This window comes from Fervidicella metallireducens AeB, from assembly GCF_000601455.1.
Taxonomy (GTDB): Bacteria; Bacillota; Clostridia; order Clostridiales; family Caloramatoraceae; genus Fervidicella; species Fervidicella metallireducens.
In genome coordinates this window covers 1-26257 of the sequence record NZ_AZQP01000040.1, presented here as the reverse complement: position 1 = coordinate 26257, position 26257 = coordinate 1, and the positions used below count along the sequence as shown (strand labels likewise).

Genomic DNA, 26257 nt, shown 5'->3' with positions numbered 1-26257 from the left:
ATTTATGAAAAAAAGCAATTCCAGTCATTGAAAAGTAAGGAAATTTTAATATAAAATAAAAGTGTTGAAAATTTTATATCCAAAACATTTACTGTATTTAGAAAATTAATTATATGTTAAACTGCATTAATATGTTTACTTGCAAGAGGGGGATGTTAAATGAAGCTTTTTTTAGAGTTAGATTTTAATTGTCCAAGGATTGTATGTGATTCATGTATTAATTGTAAGAGTGAAGCAGGAATTAGCTTAAGTAAGTATAAAAGCAGGGGATGCTGTTATTACTATCCTAAATTTACATTATTTGAACTACATAAAATGGCTAAATTTACAGAGGGTTTTGAGGTGCTTAATAAAATTTTAAACAATCCAGGAACAAAAATATATAATTATTATATACATTCACTGGGGTATTTTGATAAGGATGGGTATGATAGATACATAAAGTCTGACAATAAAAAACTCCATGGTAACATAGAGGATAAAAGTATTTTTTTTAGAGCATGTCCATTTGTAGTAGATGGTAAAGGCTGCACCATTCCGCCACAGTTTAGAACCCATGTATGTAATTTTTTTATTTGTGAAGAAATAATTTCAATGGCTGCAAAGGATGACAGATTTAAATATTATTTAAGAGAACGTGAGAAATATTCCAGATGGGTCAGTTGGGAAAACAAATCCCTTGAATATTTACTAAAAGAGAAAAATTTAACGTTAAAAGATAATTTATATGAAGTATTTGAATTATTGAAGAAGGTAGATTTAATGGAATATAACTTTCCTGAACTAGAAGAAATAATAATAATGAATAGAGATACCCTTGGTGCATAAAAAGTAGCTTAATACTAAGCTACTTTTTTATTATTAAGCTGATTTACTATTATATAAATAATTAAACAAAGCTGTACCTAAAATCAGAATACCACCAATAAAGCTATACATATCAGGTATTTCACCCCATAACGTAAATCCCAAAATAGCTGCAAATATAATGTTGGTATAATCAAAAATTGCAACCTCTGCTGCTTTCCCATATTTATAGGCAAAGGTTAAGGAGAACTGACCTAGGGCTGCAAAAATGCCTATGCCTAAAAGATATAGAAATTGCATTTTTGTAGGAAAGACAAAATCAAGCAGCATCAAAGGGAAAACACCAATCACAGATACTAGTGAAAAATAGAAAACTATTGTTGAAGGATTTTCTCTATTTCCAAGAAATCTAACAAGGGTGTATGCAGCTCCTGCACATACAGCTGCAAAAAATCCCGCTGCAGCAGGTATAATCTCTAAGCTAAATTTGGGTTTAATTACAAGCATTGCTCCAATTATTACAATAAAAAGGGATATGATATTTCGTTTTGTAAGCTTTTCCTTTAAGAAAATCCAGGCAAAAATTACAACAAAGAAGGGTGATAATTTATTAAGCATTGCAGCATCAGCCATTATTAAGTGATTAATAGAATAGAAATAAAATATCACACCTAAAAGCCCAAGTATGGAACGTAAAAGGAGATATTTTTGATTTTCTTTTTTTCCAAAAACACTTGCTTTATTTTTATAAATTATAGAAAAGGCTATAAATAGGCTGATGAGATTTCTTACAAAAACCTTCTCAAAAGTTGGTAGATTGCCAGCTAATTTTACCATTGTCTGCATCATGGCAAATGAAAAAGAAGAAAGTAGTATTAAAATTATTGCTTTTCTTTTATTATCCATTATTTTATTGAGCTTATATAATAAACTCAGGCTTCACCTCCATGCAAAGTGTTATTTTATATTTTAAATTGTATTATCTTTATAATTAAATCCTCAATTTATCCCTCTCTATTATTTTTATGCAAAGATTAGAAAATAAACACTAACAAAAATAACCCATAGGGGACATATAAGTAATGTTTTGAACAAAGAATAACATCTCCCTTCAAAGTAAATACCAATTAAAAAGTAAACTTTGGAGGAAGATGTTTTTTATTCATGGAATATCAAGAAAAAACGAGTAAAGTTATTTTCATGTTACTTTAAGGACAAACAAAAAAATTTTGTAAAATAAGTATTTTTCAAATAAATACCAATTAAAACTAAAGATATTGAAACAATAATAAAAATGTAATCAGCTGATTTTAAAGGTTTTCTAGTATACCACGTTCTTGTTTTATGCTTTCCAAATCCTCTTAAATCCATTGCGTTAGATATTACTTCAATTCTCTGAAGAGAAGAAATTAAAAGGGGAAGGAGGATTGATAAATAGTTTTTCAATCTTTTTAAAAGTCCTGCATCTCCCTTTTTAAAGGCTACTCCCCTTGCCTCCTGAGCATTAATAATATTTGTCATTTCGTCCTTTACATCAGGTATATACCTTAAGGCAATGCTTATAGAATATGCAATTTTGTATGAAACTCCTAGTCTGTTTAAGCTGCTTGCAAACTCACTGGGGTTGGTAGTAAAAATAAAAAGCAGAGTAACAGGTAATAAAGAAATATATTTTAAAGAAAGAGTAAACGCATAAAAAAGAGTTTCCGCTGTAAGCTTAAATCCATATAATTTTAAAATAACAGTGTATTTACCTGTTATCTGTGAACCATACTCAGGAGTAACAATTAAAAGCAGTGCAGAGTTAAACAGTGTAAATATTATTATAAAGATAAGCAATGGTTTTATTGTACTAAAAGGAATTTTGGCTATTTTTAACATAAAAAAGCAATAAGGGTCATAAAAATAAAAATTCTTATGTCCATAAACATAAAAATAAAAGCAGTCCAACATATCCATAAAAGCAGTTTTATACTTCCATCAATGTTGTGAAAAACTGTATCTTTATCTATATAAAGAGAACCTGTTCTACTCAAATATCAGCACCACCCTTAATTTTATTAGTAAAATATGATAAAAACTTGCTCTTATCTTTGACTTCACATATATCCCCCAGCTTTGAAATGGAAGTCTCTCTAAGATTTGCTTTTTCTATTATATTTCTATCAGATAGAACATTGTAAACAGTGTCATTTGCAATTAACTGTCCCTGTGACATAACAATGGCTCTCTCTGCATACTCCAGGGCAAGGTGCATATCATGAGTAATAAGAATAATCGATATTCCTGTATGTTTAATTTTCTCTAAAAAAGACATAAACTCTCTGTAATTTTTATAATCCTGACCTGCAGTGGGTTCATCAAGTATAACTACTTTAGGTTGCATAGCTAAAATAGATGCAATAGTTACCCTTTTTTTCTGTCCATATGATAAAGACATTACAGGCCAATTTCTATATTGATATAGTCCGCATATCTGCAAGGTTTCCTCAACCCGTTCCTTTATAAACTTTTCGTCATATCCATTATTCTTAAGTCCAGAAGCTACCTCATCAAAAACTATATTTTTCGTAATCATATGATTTGGATTTTGCATTACATAACCGATTATTTGGCCTCTTTTTTTGACAGACCATTTATCTATAACATCATCCATGAACCTTATAGTCCCTTGTTGGTGTCTAGCTATACCGGAAATAACCTTTAACAATGTAGACTTACCGGCTCCGTTGTTTCCAAGTACAGCAACCATCTCGCCAGAAGCTACTGTAAATGATATATCTTTAATAATATAATCTGAATCCTTAAAATACTTATAACTTATATTTTCAAGTGAAATTATTGGATTTTTTTCTGTATTCCTGTTATTTTCAAAGTTAGTTTCAAAATCTTCCTTAAGCTTATCTTTGAATTTTATAGTATTTTCTATTTTTGAAATCTTATCCTCAGGTCGCAGCTGAATGTTACAGCTTTTTAATGCTTCAATGTATAATGGCTCCCTTAATCCATAACGGGATAATATATTTTTAGATAAAATTTCATCGGGGCTGCCATCGGCAACAATTTCGCCATTATGCATTAAAATTATTCTATCAACATCATGCTCTAAAACGTCTTCAATTCTGTGCTCAACTATGATTATAGTTTTATTTTGATTTTTATGCAGGCTGTCTATTATATCCATAGCTTTTTTACTGCTGTAAGGATCAAGATTTGCAAGGGGTTCATCAAACAATAAGATATCAGAGTTAGTTGTAAGTATTCCAGCAACAGAAACCTTCTGTTTTTGTCCCCCGCTTAAGTTATGAGGAACTTCTTTTATGAAATTCAGCATTTCAACTTCCTGCAAAGCATTTTCTACACCGATTTTCATAATATCAATTGGTACATTATCGTTTTCATAGGAAAAAGCTACATCTTCACCTACACTTAATCCTACAAACTGACCGTCCTGGTCCTGAAGTATTGTTCCAACATGTCTCCTGATCTCATGAATACTACTTTCATATGGCTTCATACCTTTAACTTCAAGGCTTCCAGAAAAATCACCTTTATATCTAAAAGGAATTAGCCCATTAATACAATGGGCTAATGTCGATTTACCACTTCCAGAAGGACCAGCAATTAAAATCTTTTGACCTGCCTCGATATCAAGGTTTATATTTTTAAGTGTTGGTGTTTTTAAGTTACTGTATCGAAAAGTAAAATTTTTAAAAGAAATTAATGCCACTTTTTTACTCCTTTCTATTCTTCAAGGTCAAGATTGTTATTTTTTCCTTTCATATTACCAAGAAGTATTACCACTGGAATGCCAAGTACAGCAATTACAATGAAATTTGAAATGTTGGCAAGCAATATTTGCAGCCATACTTTAGCAGCAGGTTCGCCATATAAAAATACATCTCCACCATAAGCTACTAAACTTCCAACAAGCATTCCTAAAAGAGCATATATATACATCTTGACATAGTGTTTTTTCTGTATCATTCCAGATAGAACATCAAAATTTTTATCAAATGTTACTAGTCCTCCAAACATACCCATAAATGCAGATAAAAATACCCAGCTCCACCAAACGGAACCATTCATCAATGCGTCGTTTAGAGCATGTCCTACAAAGCCAACTAAAAAACCTACTATTGGACCGAAAATAGCTCCAAAAATTGGAAGTAATGCCACTGCAATTCTGAAAGAGGTATTAGGTCCTATAGGTATTGAAATGTAAGACAGTGCACCATATAATGCAGCACCTATACCAATGGCAACAACATCCCTTGTGGAAATTCCCTTTTTACCTTTTTTAAATAAAATAAAGGAAGCCAAAACAACTAAAATTAAAGAAATAATCCCTTGATATGTAACTATTGATGAGAAAAAGCCACCCATAATATTCCCTCCTTAATAAACATATTTAAACATATTATAATTATATTACCTATATATTATAATAAATAATACCAGATTATTCAATTACTTAAGCATTCATCCATTAATAAAGATATACTTAGTATATATAAATGGTTATAATTTAATTGAGGGATAAATGCAATTTCAGGAGGGGGTTTAATGGCTTTTTGGTTTTTAATACTGCTTGTTATTTTATTGCTGATTTATCAGGTTGTTTTTGTTATACCAAAGAGTATTGTCAAGCTTGAAGAAAAAATTGACATCTTAAGGCTGCATATGCAGGAAATTGAAATTAGACTGAATGAAATAGACAAAAAAATAAAATAGTATATGATTAATAGAATTTTAAGAGGTGGGAATATGAGGTATCAAATAAGACAGAGAATTTTTAGTTTAGGGGATAATTTTACAATAAAAGGAGAAGATGATGAACCTAAGTTTATTGTAAAGGGAAAGGTTTTCAGCTTAGGGGATAAATTATCTGTGGAAGATTTATATGGCAATGAGCTTTTTTATATTGAACAGAAATTATTTAAGTTTCTGCCTGAGTATCATATTTTTCAAAATGGTATTCTGGTAGCTAAGGTAAAAAGAGAATTCAGTTTTTTTAAACCAAAATTCTATATTGAAAGTACATATGGAACCTTTGACATGGTTGGAGATATATTTGGATATAATTTTGAAATAATTAAAAACGGAGAAACAGTAGCCCTTGTAGATAAAAAATGGTTATCCTTTTCTGATACCTATGGTGTTGAAATTGATGATAGGGAAAATCATGGCTTTCTGTTATCCTTGGTAATTGTAATTGATCAGGTAATACATGATAACAGACGCCAAAGTTAAATAATCTAAGTAAAATTAAGTATAAGTTTTTAAACTGAAATCTAATAAATTTTTAATTTCCGGAAAAAATAATGTAGAGAGATATTTGAAAAGGAGGAATTTAAAAATGTTTGATTTAGTTCCATTTAGAAGAAACAATTTAACGAGAAATGATGAGTTTTTCACACCATTTTTAAAAACCTTCTTTGATGATGATTTTTTTACAGCAATGAAAGATATTCAGGGAAATTTCAGAGTAGATCTGAAAGAAACTGAAAACAACTACTTAGTTGAAGCAGAATTGCCAGGGGTAAAAAGAGAAGCAATTGACATCGACTATGAAAATAACCATTTAACAATAAGCGCTAAGCGTGAAGAAACTCTAGAGGATGAAAAGGGAGACTATGTCAGAAGAGAAAGACATTATGGAGAATTTAAAAGACAGTTTTATGTTGATAATGTAGATGAAGACAAAATTAATGCAACTTTTAAAGATGGTGTTCTTAAAATTATCCTTCCTAAATTAACAAAGGGTAGAGACAAGAAAAAGAAGATTGATATTCACTAAAACAAGGAGGCTGTCGCACTTGTGCATTTTAATTGCCGATGCGGCGGTCCTTTTTATATTGACATAATAAGGATAATGTGGTATATAAAATATGTATTAGCACTCACTAAATTAGAGTGCTAATAAAATTGTGTATTAGTTGACAAGGTATATGTTTTAAAAATTTAAATTTATAAAAACATGGGAGGGTTTAAAATGGAGAAAAAGGAATTTAAGGCAGAGTCCAAAAGGTTATTAGATTTAATGATTAATTCTATTTATACCCACAAAGAGATATTTTTAAGGGAGCTTATCTCAAATGCCAGTGATGCAATTGATAAAATTTACTACAAAGCTTTAACTGACAAATCCATTAGTTTCAACAGAGATGATTATTACATAAAAGTTATTCCTAATAAGAGTGAAAAAACCTTGAGAATCCTTGATACAGGAATTGGTATGACTAAGGAGGAACTTGAAACAAATCTTGGTACAATAGCAAAGAGTGGTTCCTTAGCATTTAAAAATGAAAACGAGATGAAGGATGGATATGACATTATTGGTCAATTTGGAGTTGGTTTTTATTCTGCCTTTATGGTAGCTGACAAGGTTACAGTAATAAGCAAAGCTTTAGGAAGCACAGAGGCATACAAATGGGAATCAGATGGGGCTGAGGGTTACACAATAGAGCCATGTGAAAAAGACATGGTTGGAACAGAAATCATTTTAAAAATAAAATCAAATACTGAAGATGAGAAGTATGAGGACTATTTAGAAGAATATAGATTAAAAAATATAATAAAGAAGTATTCGGATTTTATCAGATACCCAATTAAAATGGATGTAACCAGAAGAAAATTAAAAGAAGGCAGCGAAAATGAATACGAAGAATATACAGAAGAAGAAACAATAAACAGCATGGTTCCAATCTGGAAGAAAAACAAAAATGAACTTACAGAAGAGGATTATAATAATTTTTATTTTGAAAAACACTATGGATTTGATAAGCCGGTTAAACATATTCATATAAGTGCTGAAGGAACAGTTAGTTATAAGTCAATTTTATTTATTCCTGAAAAAATACCATTTGATTATTATACAAAGGAATATGAAAAAGGATTGGAACTTTACTCAAACGGTGTACTTATAATGAATAAATGTGGAGACTTGCTTCCAGATTACTTTAGCTTTGTAAAGGGAATGGTAGACTCTGAAGATTTATCACTGAATATATCCAGGGAAATGCTACAGCATGATAGACAGCTTAAACTAATAGCAAAAAACATTAAGAATAAGATAAAGACAGAATTAATATCACTGTTAAAGGATGAAAGAGAAAAATATGAAAGTTTTTATAAATCCTTTGGCAGACAGTTAAAGTTTGGAATATATAGTGATTTTGGCAGTGAAAAGGAAATGCTTCAGGATTTATTGATGTTCTATTCTTCTAAAGAGAAGAAATTAGTAACACTTGAAGAATATGTATCAAGGATGCCTGAGGAACAGAAATATATTTACTATGCTTCAGGGGAATCAGTTGAAAGAATAGAAAAGCTTCCACAGGCAGAATTAGTTGCAGATAAGGGATATGAAATACTGTACTTCACTGAAGATATAGATGAATTTGCAATAAAAATGTTAATGTCCTATAAGGAAAAGGAATTTAAATCTGTTTCAAGTGGAGATTTAGGAATAAACACTCAGGATGATGACAAAAAGAATGATGTAGAAGAAAATGAAAATAAAGAGTTGTTCCAGTATATGAAAGATGTTTTAAAAGACAAAGTAAAGGATGTAAGGGCTTCTAAGAGATTAAAGAGTCATCCAGTGTGCTTATCCAATGAGGGTGAAATTTCCATTGAGATGGAGAAAATATTAAATGCTATGCCAAACAATGAAAACATAAAGGCAGATAAAATATTGGAAATAAACATTAATCATGATGTTTTTAAAGCTTTAAAGGAAGCCTTTGACAGTGATAAAGAAAAATTTAACCTTTACACAAATTTACTATATAACCAGGCATTGTTAATAGAAGGTCTACCAATAGCAGATCCAGTGGAATTCACAAATAATATATGTAAAATAATGAAATAGTTAATTTCAAGAGAAACAGTCAAAGCCGTATGGCAGAGACTGTTTTTGTGTTTTTTGTTGAGATAATTATATTTAAGTTAAAATTAATATATGGTAAAATTGGTATTATAAACCATGGAGGTGAAGTTATGAAAATTACTGCAATAGAAATGGAAAGAATTTCAGTCCCTCTAATTAGACCCTTTAAAACTGCATTAAGAACTGTTGATAGTGTGGAAGATGTAATAGTTAAGATTATTACAGATACTGGGAACATAGGTTATGGTGAAGCACCACCTACTCCGGTAATTACAGGAGATACTATCGGTTCTATTGTTGGAGCTATAAAAGAGGTTATTTCAAAAAACATCATTGGCATGAAAATCGAAGATTTTGAGGAAATTCTTATTAAATTGGATAAATGTATGATTAAAAATACTAGTGCCAAGGCGGCTGTGGATATTGCTCTTTATGATTTATTTGGGCAGCTTTATGGTGCACCTTTATATAAAATTCTTGGTGGAGGAAAAAAGGAGTTAGTAACGGATATTACAATTAGTGTAAATACTCCAGAGCAAATGGCTTTAGATAGTCTAGAAGCAGTTAAAAAAGGATATACAACTCTAAAGATAAAGGTTGGTAAAGATAGTGAAATGGATATAAAAAGGCTAAAGGCAGTTAGAGAGGCAGTTGGTGAAGAAATTAAGCTAAGAATAGATGCCAATCAGGGATGGACGCCAAAGGAAGGTGTTAGAATTCTGAGGAAAATGGAGGATTCGGGTATTGATATAGAATTTGTGGAACAACCTGTTAATGCCTATGATATTGATGGATTAAAATTCGTTACAGATAATGTATATATTCCTGTAATGGCAGATGAGAGTGTTTTCTCTCCAAAGGACGCATTGACGATAATGCAAAAAAGAGCGGCAGATTTTATAAACATAAAACTTATGAAAACTGGTGGTATTTATAACGCACTTAAAATTTGTTCACTGGCTGAAATATATGGAATCCAGTGCATGATTGGATGTATGCTTGAGGCAAAGGTTAGCGTAACAGCTGCAGCTCATCTTGCAGCTGCAAAAAGTGTTATAACGAAGGTGGACTTAGATGGCCCAGTACTCTGCAAAGAGGATCCTGTAACTGGCGGAGCAGTTTTCACTGAAAGTTTAATTAAATTAGAAAATAAGCCAGGACTAGGGATAGAAGGTATTAAAACATCAAAGTTATAAACAGTAGTTTAATAATTAAGTAAAGGTGGGTTAAAATGATTAAACCTTATGCACTTAAAAAAGGTGATACAATAGGTGTTGTTGCACCAGCCAGCCCAACAAAAAATATTTTAGATGTTGTTGAAAAAGCAAAAACGATACTTGAAAAACAGGGATTTAAGGTTATCATTGGAGAAAGCTGTTATAAGCAAGAAGGATACCTTGCTGGCACTGATGAAATACGTGCAAAGGATATTAATCAGATGTTTTCTGATAAAAACATCAGGGGAATTTTCTGTTTACGTGGTGGATACGGTTCCCCAAGGATTTTAGATAGATTAGACTATGATTTAATAAGGAAGAATCCAAAGGTTTTTTTAGGATATAGTGATATTACAGCAATTCATATTGCATTATACAGGAAATGTAAATTAATAACTTTCCATGGCCCAATGGTTGCTTCAGATATGATAGATGAATTTGATGAGTTTTCAATGAAAAGTTATTCAAAGGCTGTAACTGTAGCTGAACCAATTGGTATAGTTAAAAATCCTGAAAATATAAAGATAATGTCTCTAGTTTCAGGTAAAGCCAAGGGAAGGATTGTTGGAGGAAATTTATCTTTAATTGCTGCAACTATCGGTACACCTTACGAAATAGATACTAATAATAAAATCTTGTTTCTGGAAGAAATTGATGAGTTCACTTACTCAATAGACAGGATGCTGACTCAACTAAGATTATCTGGAAAACTTAAAGATTGCCTTGGAATAGTAATTGGAGATTTTAAAAATTGTTTTCCTCAATATGAGGGATATGATTGTACCTTGATGGAAGTTTTTAAGGATATAATTGCAAAGGAGAAAAAACCTACAATATATAATCTTATGGCTGGGCATTGTAAACCTAAAATAACCATTCCTTTAGGGGCAGAGGCTGTTATTGATGCTGATAACTGTACACTTGAGATAATTGAAGCCGCTGTTAAATAAAAGTATTAATAAAGCAGGAATATTCACAAGACATTGTGGTAAAAATACAATTGGTTGGTAGAATAAATAAAGATTAAAAGTCTTCAGAAAAATATTGAAATAGTACTTAGGTTAATATAGAATATAAATATATGAAACCGGTTCCACAAGAAAGGGTTTTGTAAGTTTTCAAAATAATATTAAAGCTATAAATATCTGGAGGAAACTTCATGGCTGTTACTATTAAGGATATTGCAAAGATGGCAGGAGTATCAAGGAGTACAGTTTCCAGAGTATTAAATAATTCTGGTTATGTAAATGAAAACACAAAAAATAAGGTTTTAAGTGTTATTAATGAGCTAAATTATACTCCTAGTGCCATTGCCAAAAGTCTGTCTACAAACAAAACAAACACAATTGGTGTAATAGTTCCAGAGATAGATAACCCGTTTTTTGGGGAGATGATAAAAGGTATAAGTAGTTTAGCGGCAGAGGAGGAACTGAACATTCTTCTTTGCGATACCAATGAAAGTGCAGAGAAGGAGCTTAAAGCCCTTGATGTGTTGCTACAGCAAAGAATAGAAGGAATTATAATAACACCATGTCTGGCAGAAGATAACAGAAACAGAGAGAAACTTCTGGAGATACATAAGATGGGGATACCACTTGTTTTAACTGATGGTCATATAAAATATTCTGGGCTTAACGGCGTTTCATAGACCATGTTGAAGGTGCCTTTAAGGCAACAGAAACTCTAATAAAAGAAGGTCATGAAAATATAGCAATTATCACTGGGAACATGAAATCACGACCATCAGTAGACAGATTGTCAGGTTATAAAAAGGCATTAGAGCATCATGGAATAACAGTAAAAGAAGACAATATTTTTTTTGGAGATTATACTTATGAAAGTGCCTATGAGGCAACAAAGAAAATACTTACGGCACATGATAGACCTACTGCTATATTTGTTTTAAGCAATATTATGATGCTAGGTTGCATAAAAGCCCTTATTGAGGAAAAATTAAAGGTTCCAGATGACATATCTGTGATTGGTTTTGATAAAATTGATGCTTTAAATATCTTGGGTATGAACATCAGTTTTGTTAATGGTCCCACTGAAGAATTAGGCGAGACAGCAATAGATATGCTTATGGATTTACTGAGGGGCAAAAACAACGGAATTGTTAAAAGAGTTACACTAAGCCCCCAGATTGTGCTTAAAGGTTCTGAAAGGTATAAAGGGAAAGGAATTTAAAAGTTTTATCCTGTTTGTTTTACAATGTGGAACCGTTACCACATTGATTTTAAATAAATTAAAGTTATAAAATTTCAAAGGGAGATGATTAAATGAATATTGAAAAGTATATCGATCATACACTTTTAAAACCACAGGCAACTGAAGAAGAAATAAAAAATATCTGCAGAGAAGCTAGAGAATACGGCTTTGCATCAGTATGCGTTAATGCTTATTACACTTCGCTTGTAAGAAAAGAACTTGAGGGTACAGATGTAAAAACCTGTGTTGTTGTTGGCTTCCCTTTAGGTGCAACAACAAAGGAAGTTAAAGCATTTGAAACAAAACAGGCAATTGAAAAGGGAGCACAGGAAATTGATATGGTAATAAATATTGGGGCTCTAAAATCAAAAAAATATGATGTAGTTCTTGATGATATAAAGGCTGTTGTAGATGCAGCAAAGGGAAAGGCACTTGTTAAAGTAATAATTGAAACATGTCTGCTAACAGATGAAGAAAAGGTAAAAGTGTGTACCTTAGCTAAGGAAGCTGGAGCAGATTTCGTTAAGACGTCAACAGGTTTTTCAACAGGTGGAGCTACAGTTGAGGATGTAAAACTTATGAGAGAAACAGTTGGAGAGGAAATGGGAGTTAAGGCATCTGGCGGTGTAAGAACAAGGGAAGATGCAGAAGCTGTAATTGCTGCAGGAGCAAATAGAATAGGTGCCAGTGCTTCCATTGCAATTGCTAAGGGTTCAAAGGATATAGGTTCAGGTTATTAATAAAATAGGGTTATATAAGGGGTGTGTTATTATGACAATGTATGAAATTATAAAGAAAAAAAGAGATGGACATGAATTGACTAAAGAAGAAATTGAATTTTTTGTTGAGGGATATACAAATGGTACTATCCCTGACTATCAGGCATCAGCACTTTTAATGGCTATTTATTTCAATAAAATGAATAAGAGAGAAACAGCTGATTTAACAACTGCAATGGTTAATAGTGGTGAGATTATTGATTTATCTGCAATAGAAGGAATAAAGGTTGATAAACATAGTACAGGAGGGGTTGGAGATACTACAACTCTTATACTAGGACCAATAGTTGCAGCAGCTGGTGTTCCAGTAGCTAAGATGTCAGGAAGAGGCCTTGGTCATACTGGCGGTACAATCGATAAGTTAGAATCTTTTAAAGGATTTTCTGTTGATATGTCAATAGAGGATTTTATAAAAAATGTAAGTGAAAGAAAAATTGCAATAGGTGGACAGACAGCTGATTTAGCACCTGCTGATAAAAAACTCTATGCTCTTAGAGACGTTACAGCAACTGTTGATAATATATCATTGATTGCAGGCAGCATAATGAGTAAAAAAATTGCTTCAGGTGCTGATGCAATAGTTTTAGACGTAAAAACAGGAAGCGGAGCATTTATGAAAACCGAAGATGATGCCTTTGAATTGGCAAAGGAAATGGTTGATATTGGAACCCATGTTGGAAGAAACACAATTGGTGTTATAACAGATATGGATCAGCCTTTAGGATTTGCAGTTGGAAATATACTTGAAGTTAAAGAAGCAATAGATACATTAAGGGGAGAAGGTCCAGAAGACTTAACAGAGCTGTGTCTGACCTTAGGGTCACATATGCTGGTTTTAGGTAAAAAAGCTGAAAATGTAGAAGAGGCAAGAAAAATTCTTGAAGATATAATTAAGACCGGCAAAGGATTAGAAAAACTAAAAGAATTAGTTATAGCCCAAGGCGGAGATGCAAGCTGCATTGATAATCCAGAGCTTTTTGAAACTCCTGCAATAATAGAGCCAGTATTATCAGAGGCAGAAGGATATGTTGAAGGAATAGAGGCTGAGTCAATTGGAAGAGCTGCTCTGCTATTAGGAGCTGGAAGGGAAACAAAGGAAAGCAAAATAGATCTATCAGTAGGAGTTGTTCTTCACAAGAAAATAGGGGATTTTGTAAAGAAAGGCGAAGCTATTGCAACTATCTATGCAAATAACCCAGACAAGCAAAAACAAGCAGAGGAAGTAATTCTTAAGGCTTACACTTTTAAAGCAGAAAAGGTTGAGAAAAGGAAATTAATTAAAGGAATAGTTACTAAGGACGGTATAACAAAATTCTAGGTTGTATAGGCGGCAGCTTTTAAGCTGCCGCGTTTTTTATGAATTTATATTTATAATTTGAACATATCGTAAATCTTAGTAAATTTCAAATTGTTTTCTTTAACATTATAAAATTGATTGTTATGTGGGTCATATTCATAGTCTCTCTTCCATTTATCAATATTTGCAATGCTTTCCTTAATTGCGTATGCAGCATAGCGAATTTCATCATCCTCATAATAGGGTGCAGTGAAAATCTTACCCAGCCAGGTTTATAGGAGAAATCTCCCTTGTTAATATAATCGGTTATAAATTTTGATTCTTCTCGGTCGATATGCAATAAATAATGTCCATAGGTACCAGCACAGGAGCATCCACCTCTAACTTGTATGCCAAATCTGTCGTTTAATATTTTAACAAGGAGATTATAATGTATATCCTCTGTATACAATGATACGATTCCAAGACGTTCAGTTATATTTCCAAGTAAAATGTGGACTTTATCGATTTTATTTACTTCTTCAAAGAAAATTTTTAAAAGCTCTCTTTCCCGCTTATATATATTCTCAATTTTCATTTTTTCCTTAAGTTCTATACAAAGGGCAGCCTTTATAGTCTGTAGAAAGCCAGGAGTACCCCCATCTTCTCTTAATTCTACGTCGTTAACGTATTTCCTTCCTCCCCATGGATTAGTCCAGTCAACAGTTCCTCCACCAGGAGAATCAGGAACACTGTTGTTATATAAATTGGAATTAAATATCAGAATGCCTGAAGAGCCTGGGCCACCTAAAAATTTATGGGGAGAAAAAAATATTCCGTCCAGTTGCTGATATGGATTAGAAGGGTGCATATTTATTTCAACATATGGGGCAGATGCAGCAAAGTCAACGAAACAAATACCATTATATAAATGCATAAGCTCAGCCATCTGATGATAGGGAGTTTCAATTCCTGTAACGTTTGAGCAGGCAGTAAATGAACCAATTTTATATCTTCTGTTTTTGTGTTTTTTTAGTTCACTTTCTAAGATATTAAGGTCAACAAGGCAGTTTCTGCCGGGTTTTAGACAAACAACGTCAGCTACTGTTTCCAGCCAGGAAATATGATTTGAATGGTGCTCCATATGTGTTAAGAAGACTATTGGTCTTTCGCTGGCATTATTAAAATACAGGTTAAAATATCTGAGGCCTAACAGCCTTTGTAGTTTGTTAATCCCTGCTGTCATTCCATATCCTACTGGAATCAGAATATCATCAGAGGAAGCATTGACATGCTTTTTTATAAGGCTTTTAGCATAGTTATATGCCAGTGTCATGGTTGTTCCGGTTTCATTTGATTCAGAGTGGGTATTTCCAACTAAAGGGCCAAATATGTTGGTGAGCTTATTTTCAATGGGTCTATATAATCTTCCACTTGCAGTGTAGTCGAAGTAATGCATTCGCTGCAATCCGTAACAAGTATTAAATTCGTGGTTATAGCCAATGGTGTTTTGGCGCATTTCTTTAAAATAATTTTCTAAGTTCAATTTCAAACACCCCATATAAAATTCTGCATAAAAATATTTAAATTAAAGTTATGTTATATATTAATATATTAGAGAATTTTAAAATTGTTGATTATCATTCAAATTATTTAATACAAAAATTAGAAAAATATTTATATTTTGTAAAAATAGATATATAATTAAATTGTGTTGGATTATTTATGAAATACCTTTGAGGTGAATCTATGTTTAAGTTTTTTCAAACCTGCTTTTGGACTGGGACCTTGTTTGCGGTAATTTCTTTCTTGTTAGGTCAGTTTTTTGATTTCATTGGATTAGATAGGAATGTTGATTTTGCTTGAAGCTACAATTAAAAAACAAGCAGATGCAGATAAATATGGAATTAAAAAAAAGGCAGAGGCTATGCTTAAAAAAGCAGAGGCATTTAAACAATATAATGATGCAGCAATAACTCAGATGATTATCGAAAAGCTACCTGAAATAGCAAGGGCAGTTGCAGAACCACTATCAAAAACTGAAAAAATTGTTATAGTTGATTCTGGACAGGGACAGGGAAAGGGTGCAGCAAAGGTTTCGGGTTATATAACTGACATAATGGCAACTGTTCCTGAAGTTGTTGAAACATTGACAGGTGTTAAACTTTCTGAGCTTTTAGCTAAGAAAACTGATAATAAAGAGACTGGAAATTCTGATACTGAAGTAAAGGTAGAATTTAATAAAGAAAATTAATTTTTGAAGGGATTGTATTTTACCCTTCACAAAATAAGAGTCATTAACAATTACGAAGTATTGTTATATTTCAAAAGAAACCCACAGTTTTTCTTAAGTTTTTGTACAAAGTCTTATCAATGGAAAAACTACAGGGGTTTCTGATGTTTATATCAAAAATCTTTATAATTGTTAATGATTTTTTATTTTAATTTAGTTTATAATGTAATCCTGTGTAATAGCCACTTTTATTAAGATAAATATAACAAAAACTTAACGGAGCAACTCTGATGTTAGATTGTAATTTTTAGATAATTCAATATATAATAGAATAAATATTAAAATAATGTAATATTATGTTCACATGAACTTAACACAGAATTAACATTAACAGGTTAATATAGAAACGTTGCGTTACATTATATAACGGAGGAGAAAATATGGACTTTAAAATGATTTTTCAATTATTAGGTGGTCTTGGACTATTTATCTATGGAATGAGCCTGATGGGAGAAGGACTTCAAAAAGCTGCAGGAGAAAAACTGAAAAAAATTCTTGAAGTGCTTACATCAAACAGAATACTGGCTGTTCTTGTTGGAGCAGGGGTTACTGCCATAATTCAAAGTAGTAGTGCTACTACGGTTATGACAGTTGGTTTTGTTAATGCAGGATTAATGTCTTTAAAACAGGCTGTTGGTGTTATTATGGGGGCTAACATAGGAACTACAATGACAGCCCAGCTAATAGCATTTAAACTGACAGATGTAGCACCTTTGGTTTTAGGTATAGGTGCAGCTATGGTATTGTTCTCAAAGAAGAAAAAAGTTAAGGATATTGGAGAAATAGTGCTTGGTTTTGGTATACTTTTTGTGGGTATGTCAATGATGGAAGCTTCAATGAAACCCCTTAGAAAAATGCCTGAGTTTATAAGCTTAATAACATCATTAGGACATCATCCGATTTTAGGAGTTTTTGTAGGTCTTGGTATGACTGCTGTTGTTCAAAGCAGTAGTGCAACAATAGGGATACTTATGGCTCTGGCTGGCGGTGGAGCAATAGACATAAACGTCGCATTACCAATATTATTTGGAGACAACATAGGAACCTGTGTAACTGCTTTATTATCAAGTATAGGAACAACGAAAAATGCAAAGCGAGCAGCTCTTATGCATTTAACCTTTAACGTAATAGGAACAATTATATTTATGCTTGGTTTAAATGTTGTTTTACCAATCGTAAAGGGACTAGGTGGGGACGTGCAAAGACAGATTGCAAATGCACATACTCTGTTTAATGTTACAAATACAATAATACAGTTGCCTTTTGCCTCATTTTTAGTTGCCTTTGTAAATAAAATTATACCAGGTGAAGATGTAAAAGAGGGAGCAATGTCTCTTGAGTATCTTGATAAGAGGCTATTGGAAACTCCATCAATTGCAGTTGGACAAGTAGTAAAAGAGATTATAAGAATGGGTAAACTTTCAGCTTCAAACCTTGATATATCAATAAAATCATTTTTACAGAACAGTGGTGAAGATTTAAATAAGTTATATAAGACTGAAGAAGTAATTAATTATTTAGAAAGAGAAATAACAGGATTTATGGTATCCCTTTCAAATACTTCACTATCAGAAGAGCAGTCTGAGGTTATTACTTCCTTGTTCCATGTTGTGAACGACATTGAAAGAATAGGAGATCATGCTAAAAATTTAGCAGAGCTTTCTGAATATAAGAAACAGAATGCTCTGGAATTCTCAGATGAAGCTCTGACTGAGTTAAAATATTTGTACGAATCAGTTAAATATGCTGTTGAAGCGGCTATTACTTCCTTAGAAAATGGCGATATGCAATTAGCAAGAAAAGTAATAGAAACAGAGGGAAAAATTGATAATATAGAGAAGAATTATAGAAATATTCATATTGACAGATTAAATAAAGGAATCTGTTACCCTGCAAGCGGTGCTATATACCTAGATGTTATAAGTAACCTTGAAAGGGTAGGTGACCACTCAAACAATATTGCCCAAATGGTATTAGATAAAGAAAGATAAGACATAAGTTAAGATAAGTGGCAATCTTAGGAACAAACCAATTATAATGGTTTGTTCTTAATTTTTTTTATTGACAATAAAGAATAAATAAATTATATTTTCTATATAGGGTAAAGATTAAAAATTATTAATATTTAAAATATACTGACTTTATTAACGGCTGGGGGGTTAGTTTGATTGCACTATTGTTTTACTATTCCTTTATTGATGGTTGTTGCACTTTATCTATATCATATAACAAAGTATTCAAAACTTGAATATTTATATAAAAGAACAACTGAGATTAACAATATCATGTTGAAAATGACTGAGGATATGCAGGAGTATTATGATATAGAGATATTATATCGACAGATTCTGATTGATACTATAAGTTTAATAAAGGATGCTGAGGCAGGAAGTATTTTAATATATAATAAGGAAAAGGATTTATTTGAATTTAAGACTGCTGTTGGTTTTGATTTGGATAAACTTAAAAGTGTTTCATTGAAAAAAGAGGAGCTATTTTTATATAACAAAACGCAGCTTAAATATCCCAGCATAATAAGAAATCCGGTGATTTTTGATAAAGAAATAGTTAATATTGAATCTTATGATAAGTTTATCAGGTCTAATTCACTTGATATAAAAGCAGTACTAAGTACACCCATTTATGTAAATGGTGAATTATACGGAATTTTAAATGTAGATAGTAAAACAAAGGAAAATGCATTTAATAAATACGACGTGCGTTTAACAAAATACATAAGTGCTCATCTGGAAATAGCAATAAAAAATGTACTTTTGATGAACGACTTAATAAGGGCTTTGAGAATAGATGATTTAACTGGTTTGTATAATAAGAGATATTTTGAAGAAATAATGGAGGAAAAAATAAATAAAGCCTATTTTGACAACACAGCCTTTTGCCTTGTAATGATAGACTTGGATGATTTTAAAATTATAAACGACACCATGGGACATAAAACGGGGGATGAGGTACTTAGGTATTTCTCGAAGATTTTGAAGGAAACACTAAAAGACTCAGATATTACAGCCAGATATGCAGGGGATGAGTTTGTATTAGCTATTTTTGATAGTGATGAACAGGAAACAGATGAAATTATAAGACTCATAAAACAGAAGTTAAAGGAAAACTTGTTTAATGGCATTGAAATTAAGTTTAGTTCAGGTGTTTGTCAGTATAGAAGGGGAATGAATTTAGAGGATATAATAATTACTGCTGACAATAATATGTATTCTGATAAGAGAATGCACAAAAGATGTGGGTGTATATAAAAGGGACGAATTATTTCGTCCCTTTAAGTTTTATACAGCCCAATTTCCATTTTTGAATACAGGTATTTCTAAGCTGTCATATGTAGTTCCCGTAACATCAAGATCAGAGGTTCCTATCATGAAATCAACATGTGCCAAAGACTGGTTAGCTCCTGCTTTTTCCAGTTCTTCAGATGACATGTTTTCCCCATTTTTTAAACATAGGGAATATGCTCGACCTATTGCCAAATGACATGAAGCATTTTCATCATACAAAGTATTAAAGAATATTATTCCAGAATTTGAAATAGGCGAATCATATGGTACAAGGGCAACTTCTCCTAGATAGTGTGAACCTTCGTCGGTTTCTATAAGATGCTTTAACGTATCATAGCCCTTCTCTGCGGAAAAATCAACAATTCTTCCATTTTTGAAGGTAAGAGAGAAATTTTCAATTAAATTACCGCCATAATTTAATGGTAGTGAGCTTACAACTTTACCATTAACACCAGTTTTTAAAGGCATTGTGAAAACTTCTTCTGTAGGCATATTGGCTATGAAATCATACCCAGCAGCTGTCTCTTCGGCTCCACCTACCCAAAGATGATTTTCAGGAAGCTCAATTCTTAAATCTGTACCCAATGAATTTTTGAAGTGCAGATATCTGAAATTGTGTGAATTTAAGAAATTCATATTTTTCTTTAGATTTTCTTTATGTTCATTCCATGCAGATACAGGGTCTTCCTGGTCAACCCTTACAATTTTAAATATAGCTTCCCAAAGCTTTTCTACAGCCTCATCCTCAGAAAGACCGGGGAAAACTTTTGTTGCCCAGCCTGCTGTTGGAATAGAAATTATAGACCAAGCGTTTTTATTACTCATAAGTCTTTCATAATATTCCTTCAATGCAAGTTGTCTTACTTTTTGAGATTTAGCTATTCTTTCAGGATTTACCTCCCTCATAAGCCCAGGATCTGAGGCACTTATACTAAGAAAAGCAGCTCCCTCTTTGGCGTAGGAATTAAAAAACAGTTTCTGCCACTCAGGCATTTCAAGGAAGGCTTCATCAGGTGCTTTCATAAAACGTATTTTAGAAAATAGCTCATCTCCCCAAGAGATAATTACATCTCCAGCACCTTCGTCAAAGGCAGTTTCAGCAATCATTCTGGCAAATGATGCACATTCTATAGGAGAAGATATTACAAGTTTTTGTCCTTTCTGAATATTGATTCCAGTTTTAACAGCAAGGCGTGCATACCTTTTTAAAAGTTCGTCTTTGTTCATATCAACAATCCTTTCTTTAATATATTGCCTAATATATATAATAATATTTCGAAAAAGTAAAATAAAGATTTTTTTGAATTTTTTTCAATATTTTTCTAAATTCATTGAAATTATAAGTCATTAATAATAAATCATTTACATAGTATTTTATAGATACATTATTATGAGAGATTTTCATATAATGTACAGAAGTTTAGAAAGGGGGAAGTAATGTGGCAAGGGGAAAAGAAACAAAGAAACAGCCTAAGCCAAAAAGTGGTTCTAACAAAAAAACCGTTCAAAAGGATAAGAAAAAATAGATGAACATTGAATTTCATTATTATGACGAAGCAAATTTTATAAATTTTATAATAATTTAAAGGCCTGCACTGCAGGCCTTTAATCTTCCATTTTATTGGAATTAACATCCTTTTTGAGTCTTGTATTTCTTAAGGATTCTATAATTGGAATTAAAATTATAGCAACAAATCCACCAGAAAAACCATTGTTATATAAATTAAATCCTTGATGAAGGAATGTTACGTTCAAAACAACTGAAGAATGGAGAAACCCTGCAATAGTACCGGCGATAAATCCATACTCCCCAGCAATTGGAGCAAGGGTTGTGCAGAATAGAGCAGCAAGAATAACAGATGGATCATTTATATACCATATTTTTGTCAAACTACCTATATAAACTCCTAGAATTACTGGAAACATGTTCTTCAGATGTTTTCCAAAGGCACTAAAGCCTACTATTGTAAATATTCCACCTAGTGTTGGACCGTTTAAATCACCATTAACAAGTATAACAAACAAAGAAGCAAGAATACCATTGATGCCCATATTTATAAGAACAACAGGAAAACCCACTAACTCTACAAAGTCAGTACTTAATTTTCCTGAATATCTAAATAAATTGGTATATCCTTTAAAGGAAAAGTCATTTAAACAAAATCCTAAAACAACCATTGAAAGAAACATAAATAGCAGAAATGGAAAAAGTATTGAATTGTTTCCCTTTGTCCAAATTAATCTGGTTTCTAACGCGAAACCATATGATTTAATTATAGATGCAAATACCATTCCGATAATACCAGCTGCAAAGCCTGTATTATAAAGATTATATCCTCTGTGAATTTTTAGTAAATATGAAGATAATGGTGGAAGTAGAAAACCTGTTAAAACTCCAACAATGGCGCCGAGGATAATTGATTTAATGTTAACCGTCCCAAGGTTAAAGGTAAATTGTGTAACTAAGGGAGAAAGACAGGTACCAAGCATAGCAGTGTAAACATATTTATTGAAGCTTTCTCTTTGTGACTTCGAATACAGATATACACCTAATATTATAAACCATATGTTAAATATGTTTTTTCCAAACAACGAGAAACCTGAAGTCAGCCAAAGTGTAGATATACCAGGACCAGAGATGTCGATTTTTAATATTCTGAATATTAAAATGGTAATCAAAGTCAGTATACCTGAATTAACAAAGGCACCTCCTAACCCTCCAACTTCAATATAATCTGTTATTAATATATCTGGCTGGGTAACAATATTTAACAGTCCAAAGAATATATTTTTGGCTGTATCCATAATAAAACCAAAAATTACTAGAAGTGAAGCATAGAAAGTGCAAATATAATATTTAATTGAAGATTTTATTGAACCATTGGAATAGATTTTATTGTTTTTTGTAATAGTTACCACCATATAAATCCCCCCAAAAAAATCAATTTCTTTATAATTTATTATTGCTTTTTTAGAAATTCCTATATTTAAATATGATTATATAATAACTATATCAATAGGTTCTATATGCGGTCAAGGAAAATTGACAAAAAAGCAACAATATTAATTATTTTTGAAATAATAAAAGAAAAGGGCTGGAAAAACCAACCCTTAGCTATATCCTTATTTTTATCTGTTTGCAGATATTTTTATCATAGCCTGATGATTAGGATCTATCTGCCAGTCTTTATGTCTTAAACTACCAGGAAAATGAATATCAAAGTGACCGTCCATATTATTGCCTTTTATATAATCATAGTTAGGTCCATATCCATAGTTATCAGAACGATTTGCCACATTAACATTGGCAGGGTAAGCATCTAGTCCAGCATGGGGCATGCCTGATATTGATGCAGCAAGTCTTCTACCATTTACCACTAGTATTATAGGTCTTACTGCCCATGTCCATTTTCCACCGAAAATTTCTTTCATTATTTCAGTATCAGAGGCTGTTAATGTTTCGCAGTCAGCATGGCCAGAACCTATAGTTCTTTTAACTTTAAAGTTTTTGCCGCTGAAAAAATCTATTACTGTTGCCTCAGTTCCAATTGGAAAAATGTATGTTGCAGCACTGAACCAATCCTGATATTCAGCATATTTAGAAAAATAAGGTTTGACTGGAACGTTTATTTTTGGAATTTTTATAACTTGTCCAATCTGAAGGGTTGTTGAAGTTGTAAAGCAATTTGCCTTAATTAAATCATTTTGACTGACGCCGGTTTTTTGAGAAATAGCCCAAAGAGTATCCCCTGATGCAACTGTATAATTTGAATATGTTGTATAGGGAACAAATTTATTATCTATTGCTTGAAAAAGCTTTTCAAAGGTAGTTTTATCTGCTTTACCTGTAACAGAAAGACCGTTGTTTTTTTGAAAGTTTGTTACGGCTGTAGTTGTCAATGAACCATAAAAACCGGTAGGCTGAACAGTTAAATATCCAAGACTGTAAAGATATGTCTGAAGTTCTTTTACTCTATCGTGGGTAATGCCATAAGAAAGTATTTCTGGCTCACCATGCAACACTTTATTTAACTTATTTAAAGTTGTTAAATCAAGGTTACCTGTAACATTTAGTGAGTATTTGCTCTGAAAATTCTTTACAGCAATATACGTGTTATAATCATAGACACCATTTACAGCCCCATTATAAAGCCCAAGGGTTTTAAGATTTGATTGTAATTCGGATACTGAAGAATTTGAGTATCCATAATATAGGGGTTGAGTTATTTGAGCGTTAACTGTAAATCCATAGCTAAAAATCATCAATGCTACGACTATTGATACAATTTTCTTTATCATAATCTCCCTCCAATCTCACTTATAATTAAACTTATTATATCAAAGGAAGATTACAAAGCCATTAGTGAAAAGGAGGGCATGTCTCCATTTTTAGGCACAAGCTAAAAAAAGACCAGGCAATTTTAGTCACCTGGTCTCTAATATTTATTTTATTTTAAATCTGTTAACTACGTTTTCTAAGTCAACTGCCAAGGAAGAAAGTTTCTCAGTTGAAGTTAGAACCTCCTGTAAACCAGAGGCCTGCTCTTCAGAAGAAGCACTAACTTCTTCAGTAGTTGCAGCTGTTTCCTGGGAAACAGAGGCAATTTCTGAGAACATATCGATCATTGCAGCCTTGCTGCTTTCAATCTGCTCAAGGGATTTTGATACATTACCCATGCTTTCATCTAATAGTTTTATTGCCTTTTCAATATTATTGAAGCTTTCGTTTGTTGTTTCAACGTTTCCTTTAGTTTTTTCATTCAGTTTTGTTACGTAGTTTATTTTTTCATAAACGTCACTTACGCTTTGTTTTATTTCTGTCAATAGAATATTTATTTCAGAAGCTGAGCGTGCTGATTGTTCTGCTAGTTTTCTTACTTCATCAGCAACAACTGCAAAGCCCTTTCCTGCTTCTCCTGCCCTTGCAGCTTCAATACTTGCGTTAAGTGCAAGAAGATTGGTTTGTTCAGTGATAGCTTTTATTGTGTCTGTTATTGCACCAATTTTATTTGATTTATCTGCAAGTATTTGAACTTGAGATTCCAGCTGAAGGTTTGCCTGCGAGGTATCAGCAAAAATTTCGTTTAATAAGTTTAAAGTAACAATACCTTCCTCAGTTGATTTAACAACATCCTTTGATGCATTTATCATTATTTCCGATTCATTAATTGAATTTTCAATTTCCTCACTTAGCCTATTAGTAACATTAAGGCCATCTTCAATCTTTGATGCCTGATCAGTTGCTCCTATTGCTATCTGTTGTACAGCCTTAGCTACTTCTTCCCCAACTAAACTTGATTCTTTACAGATTGTAACAAGGTCAGAACAGGATTCTTTAACTTCCTTGGTACTTTCTAAAACTCTTGAAATAATTGAGATAGTTCCATCTACCATATTGTTAACCGCATCAGCAATGGCAACAATTTCACTGGTTGCATTTTTAGGGATATCTATTTTCTCTGTGAAGTCACCATCTTTAATTTTTGTTAAAACTTTTACAAGTTTGTTTATTGAAGTAACTATTCTTTGGGAGAATATTAAACCAAATGCTGCAGCAAAGAGTAAACACACAATTGAAATAATAATTGTGATATTTCTTGATGCATTTATTTGACTCAATAATTCCTTTTCAGGCACAAAACCTACAATTATCCAACCTGTATTTTCATTTTTTATTTTAAAGGCTTGAAATTTTTCTTTATCTAATTTTAAAGTTAATTTATCAGAAGAAGATTTTAATACCGTTTCAATCCAAGGCTCATCTTTTGAAGATTTATTTATCAAATCAGGATTTTTATGAGCAATTATTTTGCCAGTTGTATCAAGTACAGCAACAAAACCATTTTGTCCGATACTTATTTTATTAACCGTTGCAGATAAGACATCTAGCTTAATATCCAGTCCAACTACACCTATTGTTTGATTTGTATTCATATCTTTTACAGTTTTAGCAAAGGTCACAACCATAGTACCTTTATTTCCAGCATCTTCGTAAGGTTCAGAAACAATTGCCTCACCGTCTTTATTTATTGCTGCAGTATACCAAGGTCTAATTCTTGGATCATAATCTGAAGGAAGTTTTATTGTTGAAGGCGCTAAATACATTTTTCCATTTGCCAAACCTTCGTACACAGAAGGAATGTCCTTATGGGAAGTGATAAAGGCTTCAAATGCTTTTAACAGCCATGGTTCAGAAGAATCAGCTCCTGTCATCATATTTTTTGCATTTGGATCATTTGACAGCATGTTAATGTTTTCTGTATTAACTGTATAAATATTATTTATAATGTCTGAAACTCTGTCTAAACTGGATCTCGTTGATTGATCAAACATCTTGGAATAACTCTTTTTTGATGAATTATAGCTGAAAACCGAAATTATACTTATTGGAATAAGTATAGAAATTACCAGTAAAAATACCAGTTGTGTTTTAAGACTGCTCTTTATTTTCATATAAAGACCCCTTTCATAGTAGTGG

The 26257-nt window shown here is 32.1% G+C and carries 22 protein-coding genes and 1 pseudogene; 14 read left to right on the top strand and 9 right to left on the bottom strand.

Annotated features, from left to right (window positions below; genetic code table 11):
* Nucleotides 1-159: 159 nt before the first annotated feature.
* Entirely contained in the window at nucleotides 160-828 is a 669-nt protein-coding gene (locus Q428_RS11125) for a hypothetical protein (protein WP_035380961.1), read from the top strand.
* 33 nt (nucleotides 829-861) lie between these two features.
* On the opposite strand, the gene Q428_RS11120 is transcribed toward Q428_RS11125, so the two are convergent.
* From Q428_RS11120 to Q428_RS11105, 4 genes are all read right to left on the bottom strand, one after another.
* Complete coding sequence (locus Q428_RS11120; protein WP_035380959.1) at nucleotides 862-1713, bottom strand: DMT family transporter; 852 nt, start codon at nucleotides 1711-1713, stop codon at nucleotides 862-864.
* Between the two features lie 297 nt (nucleotides 1714-2010).
* On the bottom strand, nucleotides 2011-2688 hold the full coding sequence (locus tag Q428_RS11115) for an energy-coupling factor transporter transmembrane component T family protein (RefSeq protein ID WP_201769295.1): 678 nt from the start codon (nucleotides 2686-2688) through the stop codon (nucleotides 2011-2013).
* Between the two features lie 151 nt (nucleotides 2689-2839).
* Entirely contained in the window at nucleotides 2840-4537 is a 1698-nt protein-coding gene (locus Q428_RS11110; protein ID WP_035380957.1) for an ABC transporter ATP-binding protein, read from the bottom strand.
* Between the two features lie 14 nt (nucleotides 4538-4551).
* Nucleotides 4552-5193: an ECF-type riboflavin transporter substrate-binding protein gene (locus tag Q428_RS11105; RefSeq protein WP_051515130.1), complete on the bottom strand. Its 642-nt coding sequence runs from the start codon at nucleotides 5191-5193 to the stop codon at nucleotides 4552-4554.
* A gap of 180 nt (nucleotides 5194-5373) precedes the next feature.
* Here Q428_RS11105 and Q428_RS15485 point away from each other — a divergent pair, with 180 nt between their 5' ends.
* The 10 genes from Q428_RS15485 (at nucleotide 5374) to Q428_RS11065 (ending at nucleotide 14223) form a co-directional block, all read left to right on the top strand.
* Nucleotides 5374-5541 carry a hypothetical protein gene (locus Q428_RS15485; protein WP_161633624.1) on the top strand — a complete coding sequence of 56 codons (168 nt, stop codon included), beginning with the start codon at nucleotides 5374-5376 and terminating at the stop codon, nucleotides 5539-5541.
* A gap of 33 nt (nucleotides 5542-5574) precedes the next feature.
* Nucleotides 5575-6060, top strand: a complete 486-nt coding sequence (locus Q428_RS11100) for an LURP-one-related/scramblase family protein (RefSeq protein WP_035380955.1) — start codon at nucleotides 5575-5577, stop codon at nucleotides 6058-6060.
* A 106-nt stretch (nucleotides 6061-6166) separates the two neighbouring features.
* Nucleotides 6167-6607 carry a heat shock protein Hsp18 gene (hsp18, locus tag Q428_RS11095; protein ID WP_035380953.1) on the top strand — a complete coding sequence of 147 codons (441 nt, stop codon included), beginning with the start codon at nucleotides 6167-6169 and terminating at the stop codon, nucleotides 6605-6607.
* Between the two features lie 195 nt (nucleotides 6608-6802).
* The gene (gene htpG, locus Q428_RS11090; protein WP_035380952.1) at nucleotides 6803-8683 is read left to right on the top strand and encodes a molecular chaperone HtpG; all 1881 of its coding nucleotides are present in this window, start codon (nucleotides 6803-6805) and stop codon (nucleotides 8681-8683) included.
* A gap of 128 nt (nucleotides 8684-8811) precedes the next feature.
* Nucleotides 8812-9897: a dipeptide epimerase gene (locus Q428_RS11085; RefSeq protein WP_035380969.1), complete on the top strand. Its 1086-nt coding sequence runs from the start codon at nucleotides 8812-8814 to the stop codon at nucleotides 9895-9897.
* Nucleotides 9898-9932: 35 nt separating this feature from the next.
* Nucleotides 9933-10868 (top strand): S66 peptidase family protein, encoded by a 936-nt coding sequence (locus Q428_RS11080; protein WP_035380950.1) that lies wholly within the window; start codon nucleotides 9933-9935, stop codon nucleotides 10866-10868.
* Nucleotides 10869-11077: 209 nt separating this feature from the next.
* A complete protein-coding gene (locus Q428_RS16400; RefSeq protein ID WP_278244903.1) occupies nucleotides 11078-11566 on the top strand; it encodes a LacI family DNA-binding transcriptional regulator in 489 nt (162 codons plus the stop codon).
* Nucleotides 11563-12105, top strand: a complete 543-nt coding sequence (locus tag Q428_RS16395) for a substrate-binding domain-containing protein (RefSeq protein WP_341349038.1) — start codon at nucleotides 11563-11565, stop codon at nucleotides 12103-12105. Before Q428_RS16400 ends, Q428_RS16395 begins: the two co-directional genes overlap by 4 nt.
* Before the next feature lie 92 nt (nucleotides 12106-12197).
* Nucleotides 12198-12866 carry a deoxyribose-phosphate aldolase gene (deoC, locus tag Q428_RS11070; protein WP_035380948.1) on the top strand — a complete coding sequence of 223 codons (669 nt, stop codon included), beginning with the start codon at nucleotides 12198-12200 and terminating at the stop codon, nucleotides 12864-12866.
* Between the two features lie 31 nt (nucleotides 12867-12897).
* Nucleotides 12898-14223, top strand: coding sequence for a pyrimidine-nucleoside phosphorylase (locus tag Q428_RS11065; RefSeq protein WP_035380946.1), 1326 nt, complete (start codon nucleotides 12898-12900; stop codon nucleotides 14221-14223).
* Between the two features lie 85 nt (nucleotides 14224-14308).
* Here the strand turns inward: Q428_RS11065 and Q428_RS11060 are convergent, their stop codons facing one another.
* Nucleotides 14309-15727 (bottom strand): aminotransferase class V-fold PLP-dependent enzyme, encoded by a 1419-nt coding sequence (locus tag Q428_RS11060; protein WP_201769294.1) that lies wholly within the window; start codon nucleotides 15725-15727, stop codon nucleotides 14309-14311.
* A 315-nt stretch (nucleotides 15728-16042) separates the two neighbouring features.
* On the opposite strand from Q428_RS11060, the pseudogene Q428_RS11055 reads away from it, so the two are divergent.
* From Q428_RS11055 to Q428_RS11045, 3 genes and pseudogenes are all read left to right on the top strand, one after another.
* A pseudogene (locus tag Q428_RS11055) lies at nucleotides 16043-16435 on the top strand (flotillin domain-containing protein); the annotation flags it as partial.
* A 419-nt stretch (nucleotides 16436-16854) separates the two neighbouring features.
* Nucleotides 16855-18465 (top strand): Na/Pi cotransporter family protein, encoded by a 1611-nt coding sequence (locus Q428_RS11050; RefSeq protein ID WP_035380942.1) that lies wholly within the window; start codon nucleotides 16855-16857, stop codon nucleotides 18463-18465.
* Nucleotides 18466-18642: 177 nt separating this feature from the next.
* The gene (locus tag Q428_RS11045; protein WP_035380940.1) at nucleotides 18643-19743 is read left to right on the top strand and encodes a sensor domain-containing diguanylate cyclase; all 1101 of its coding nucleotides are present in this window, start codon (nucleotides 18643-18645) and stop codon (nucleotides 19741-19743) included.
* A 30-nt stretch (nucleotides 19744-19773) separates the two neighbouring features.
* On the opposite strand, the gene Q428_RS11040 is transcribed toward Q428_RS11045, so the two are convergent.
* The 4 genes from Q428_RS11040 to Q428_RS11025 form a co-directional block, all read right to left on the bottom strand.
* Nucleotides 19774-21006, bottom strand: coding sequence for an aminopeptidase (locus Q428_RS11040; protein ID WP_035380938.1), 1233 nt, complete (start codon nucleotides 21004-21006; stop codon nucleotides 19774-19776).
* Between the two features lie 378 nt (nucleotides 21007-21384).
* A complete protein-coding gene (locus Q428_RS11035) occupies nucleotides 21385-22701 on the bottom strand; it encodes a DUF1576 domain-containing protein (RefSeq protein ID WP_152539118.1) in 1317 nt (438 codons plus the stop codon).
* Between the two features lie 207 nt (nucleotides 22702-22908).
* A complete protein-coding gene (locus Q428_RS14630; protein WP_051515129.1) occupies nucleotides 22909-24078 on the bottom strand; it encodes a peptidoglycan-binding protein in 1170 nt (389 codons plus the stop codon).
* Nucleotides 24079-24222: 144 nt separating this feature from the next.
* The coding region (locus Q428_RS11025; RefSeq protein WP_051515128.1) for a methyl-accepting chemotaxis protein at nucleotides 24223-26257 on the bottom strand (2035 nt) is incomplete at its 5' end.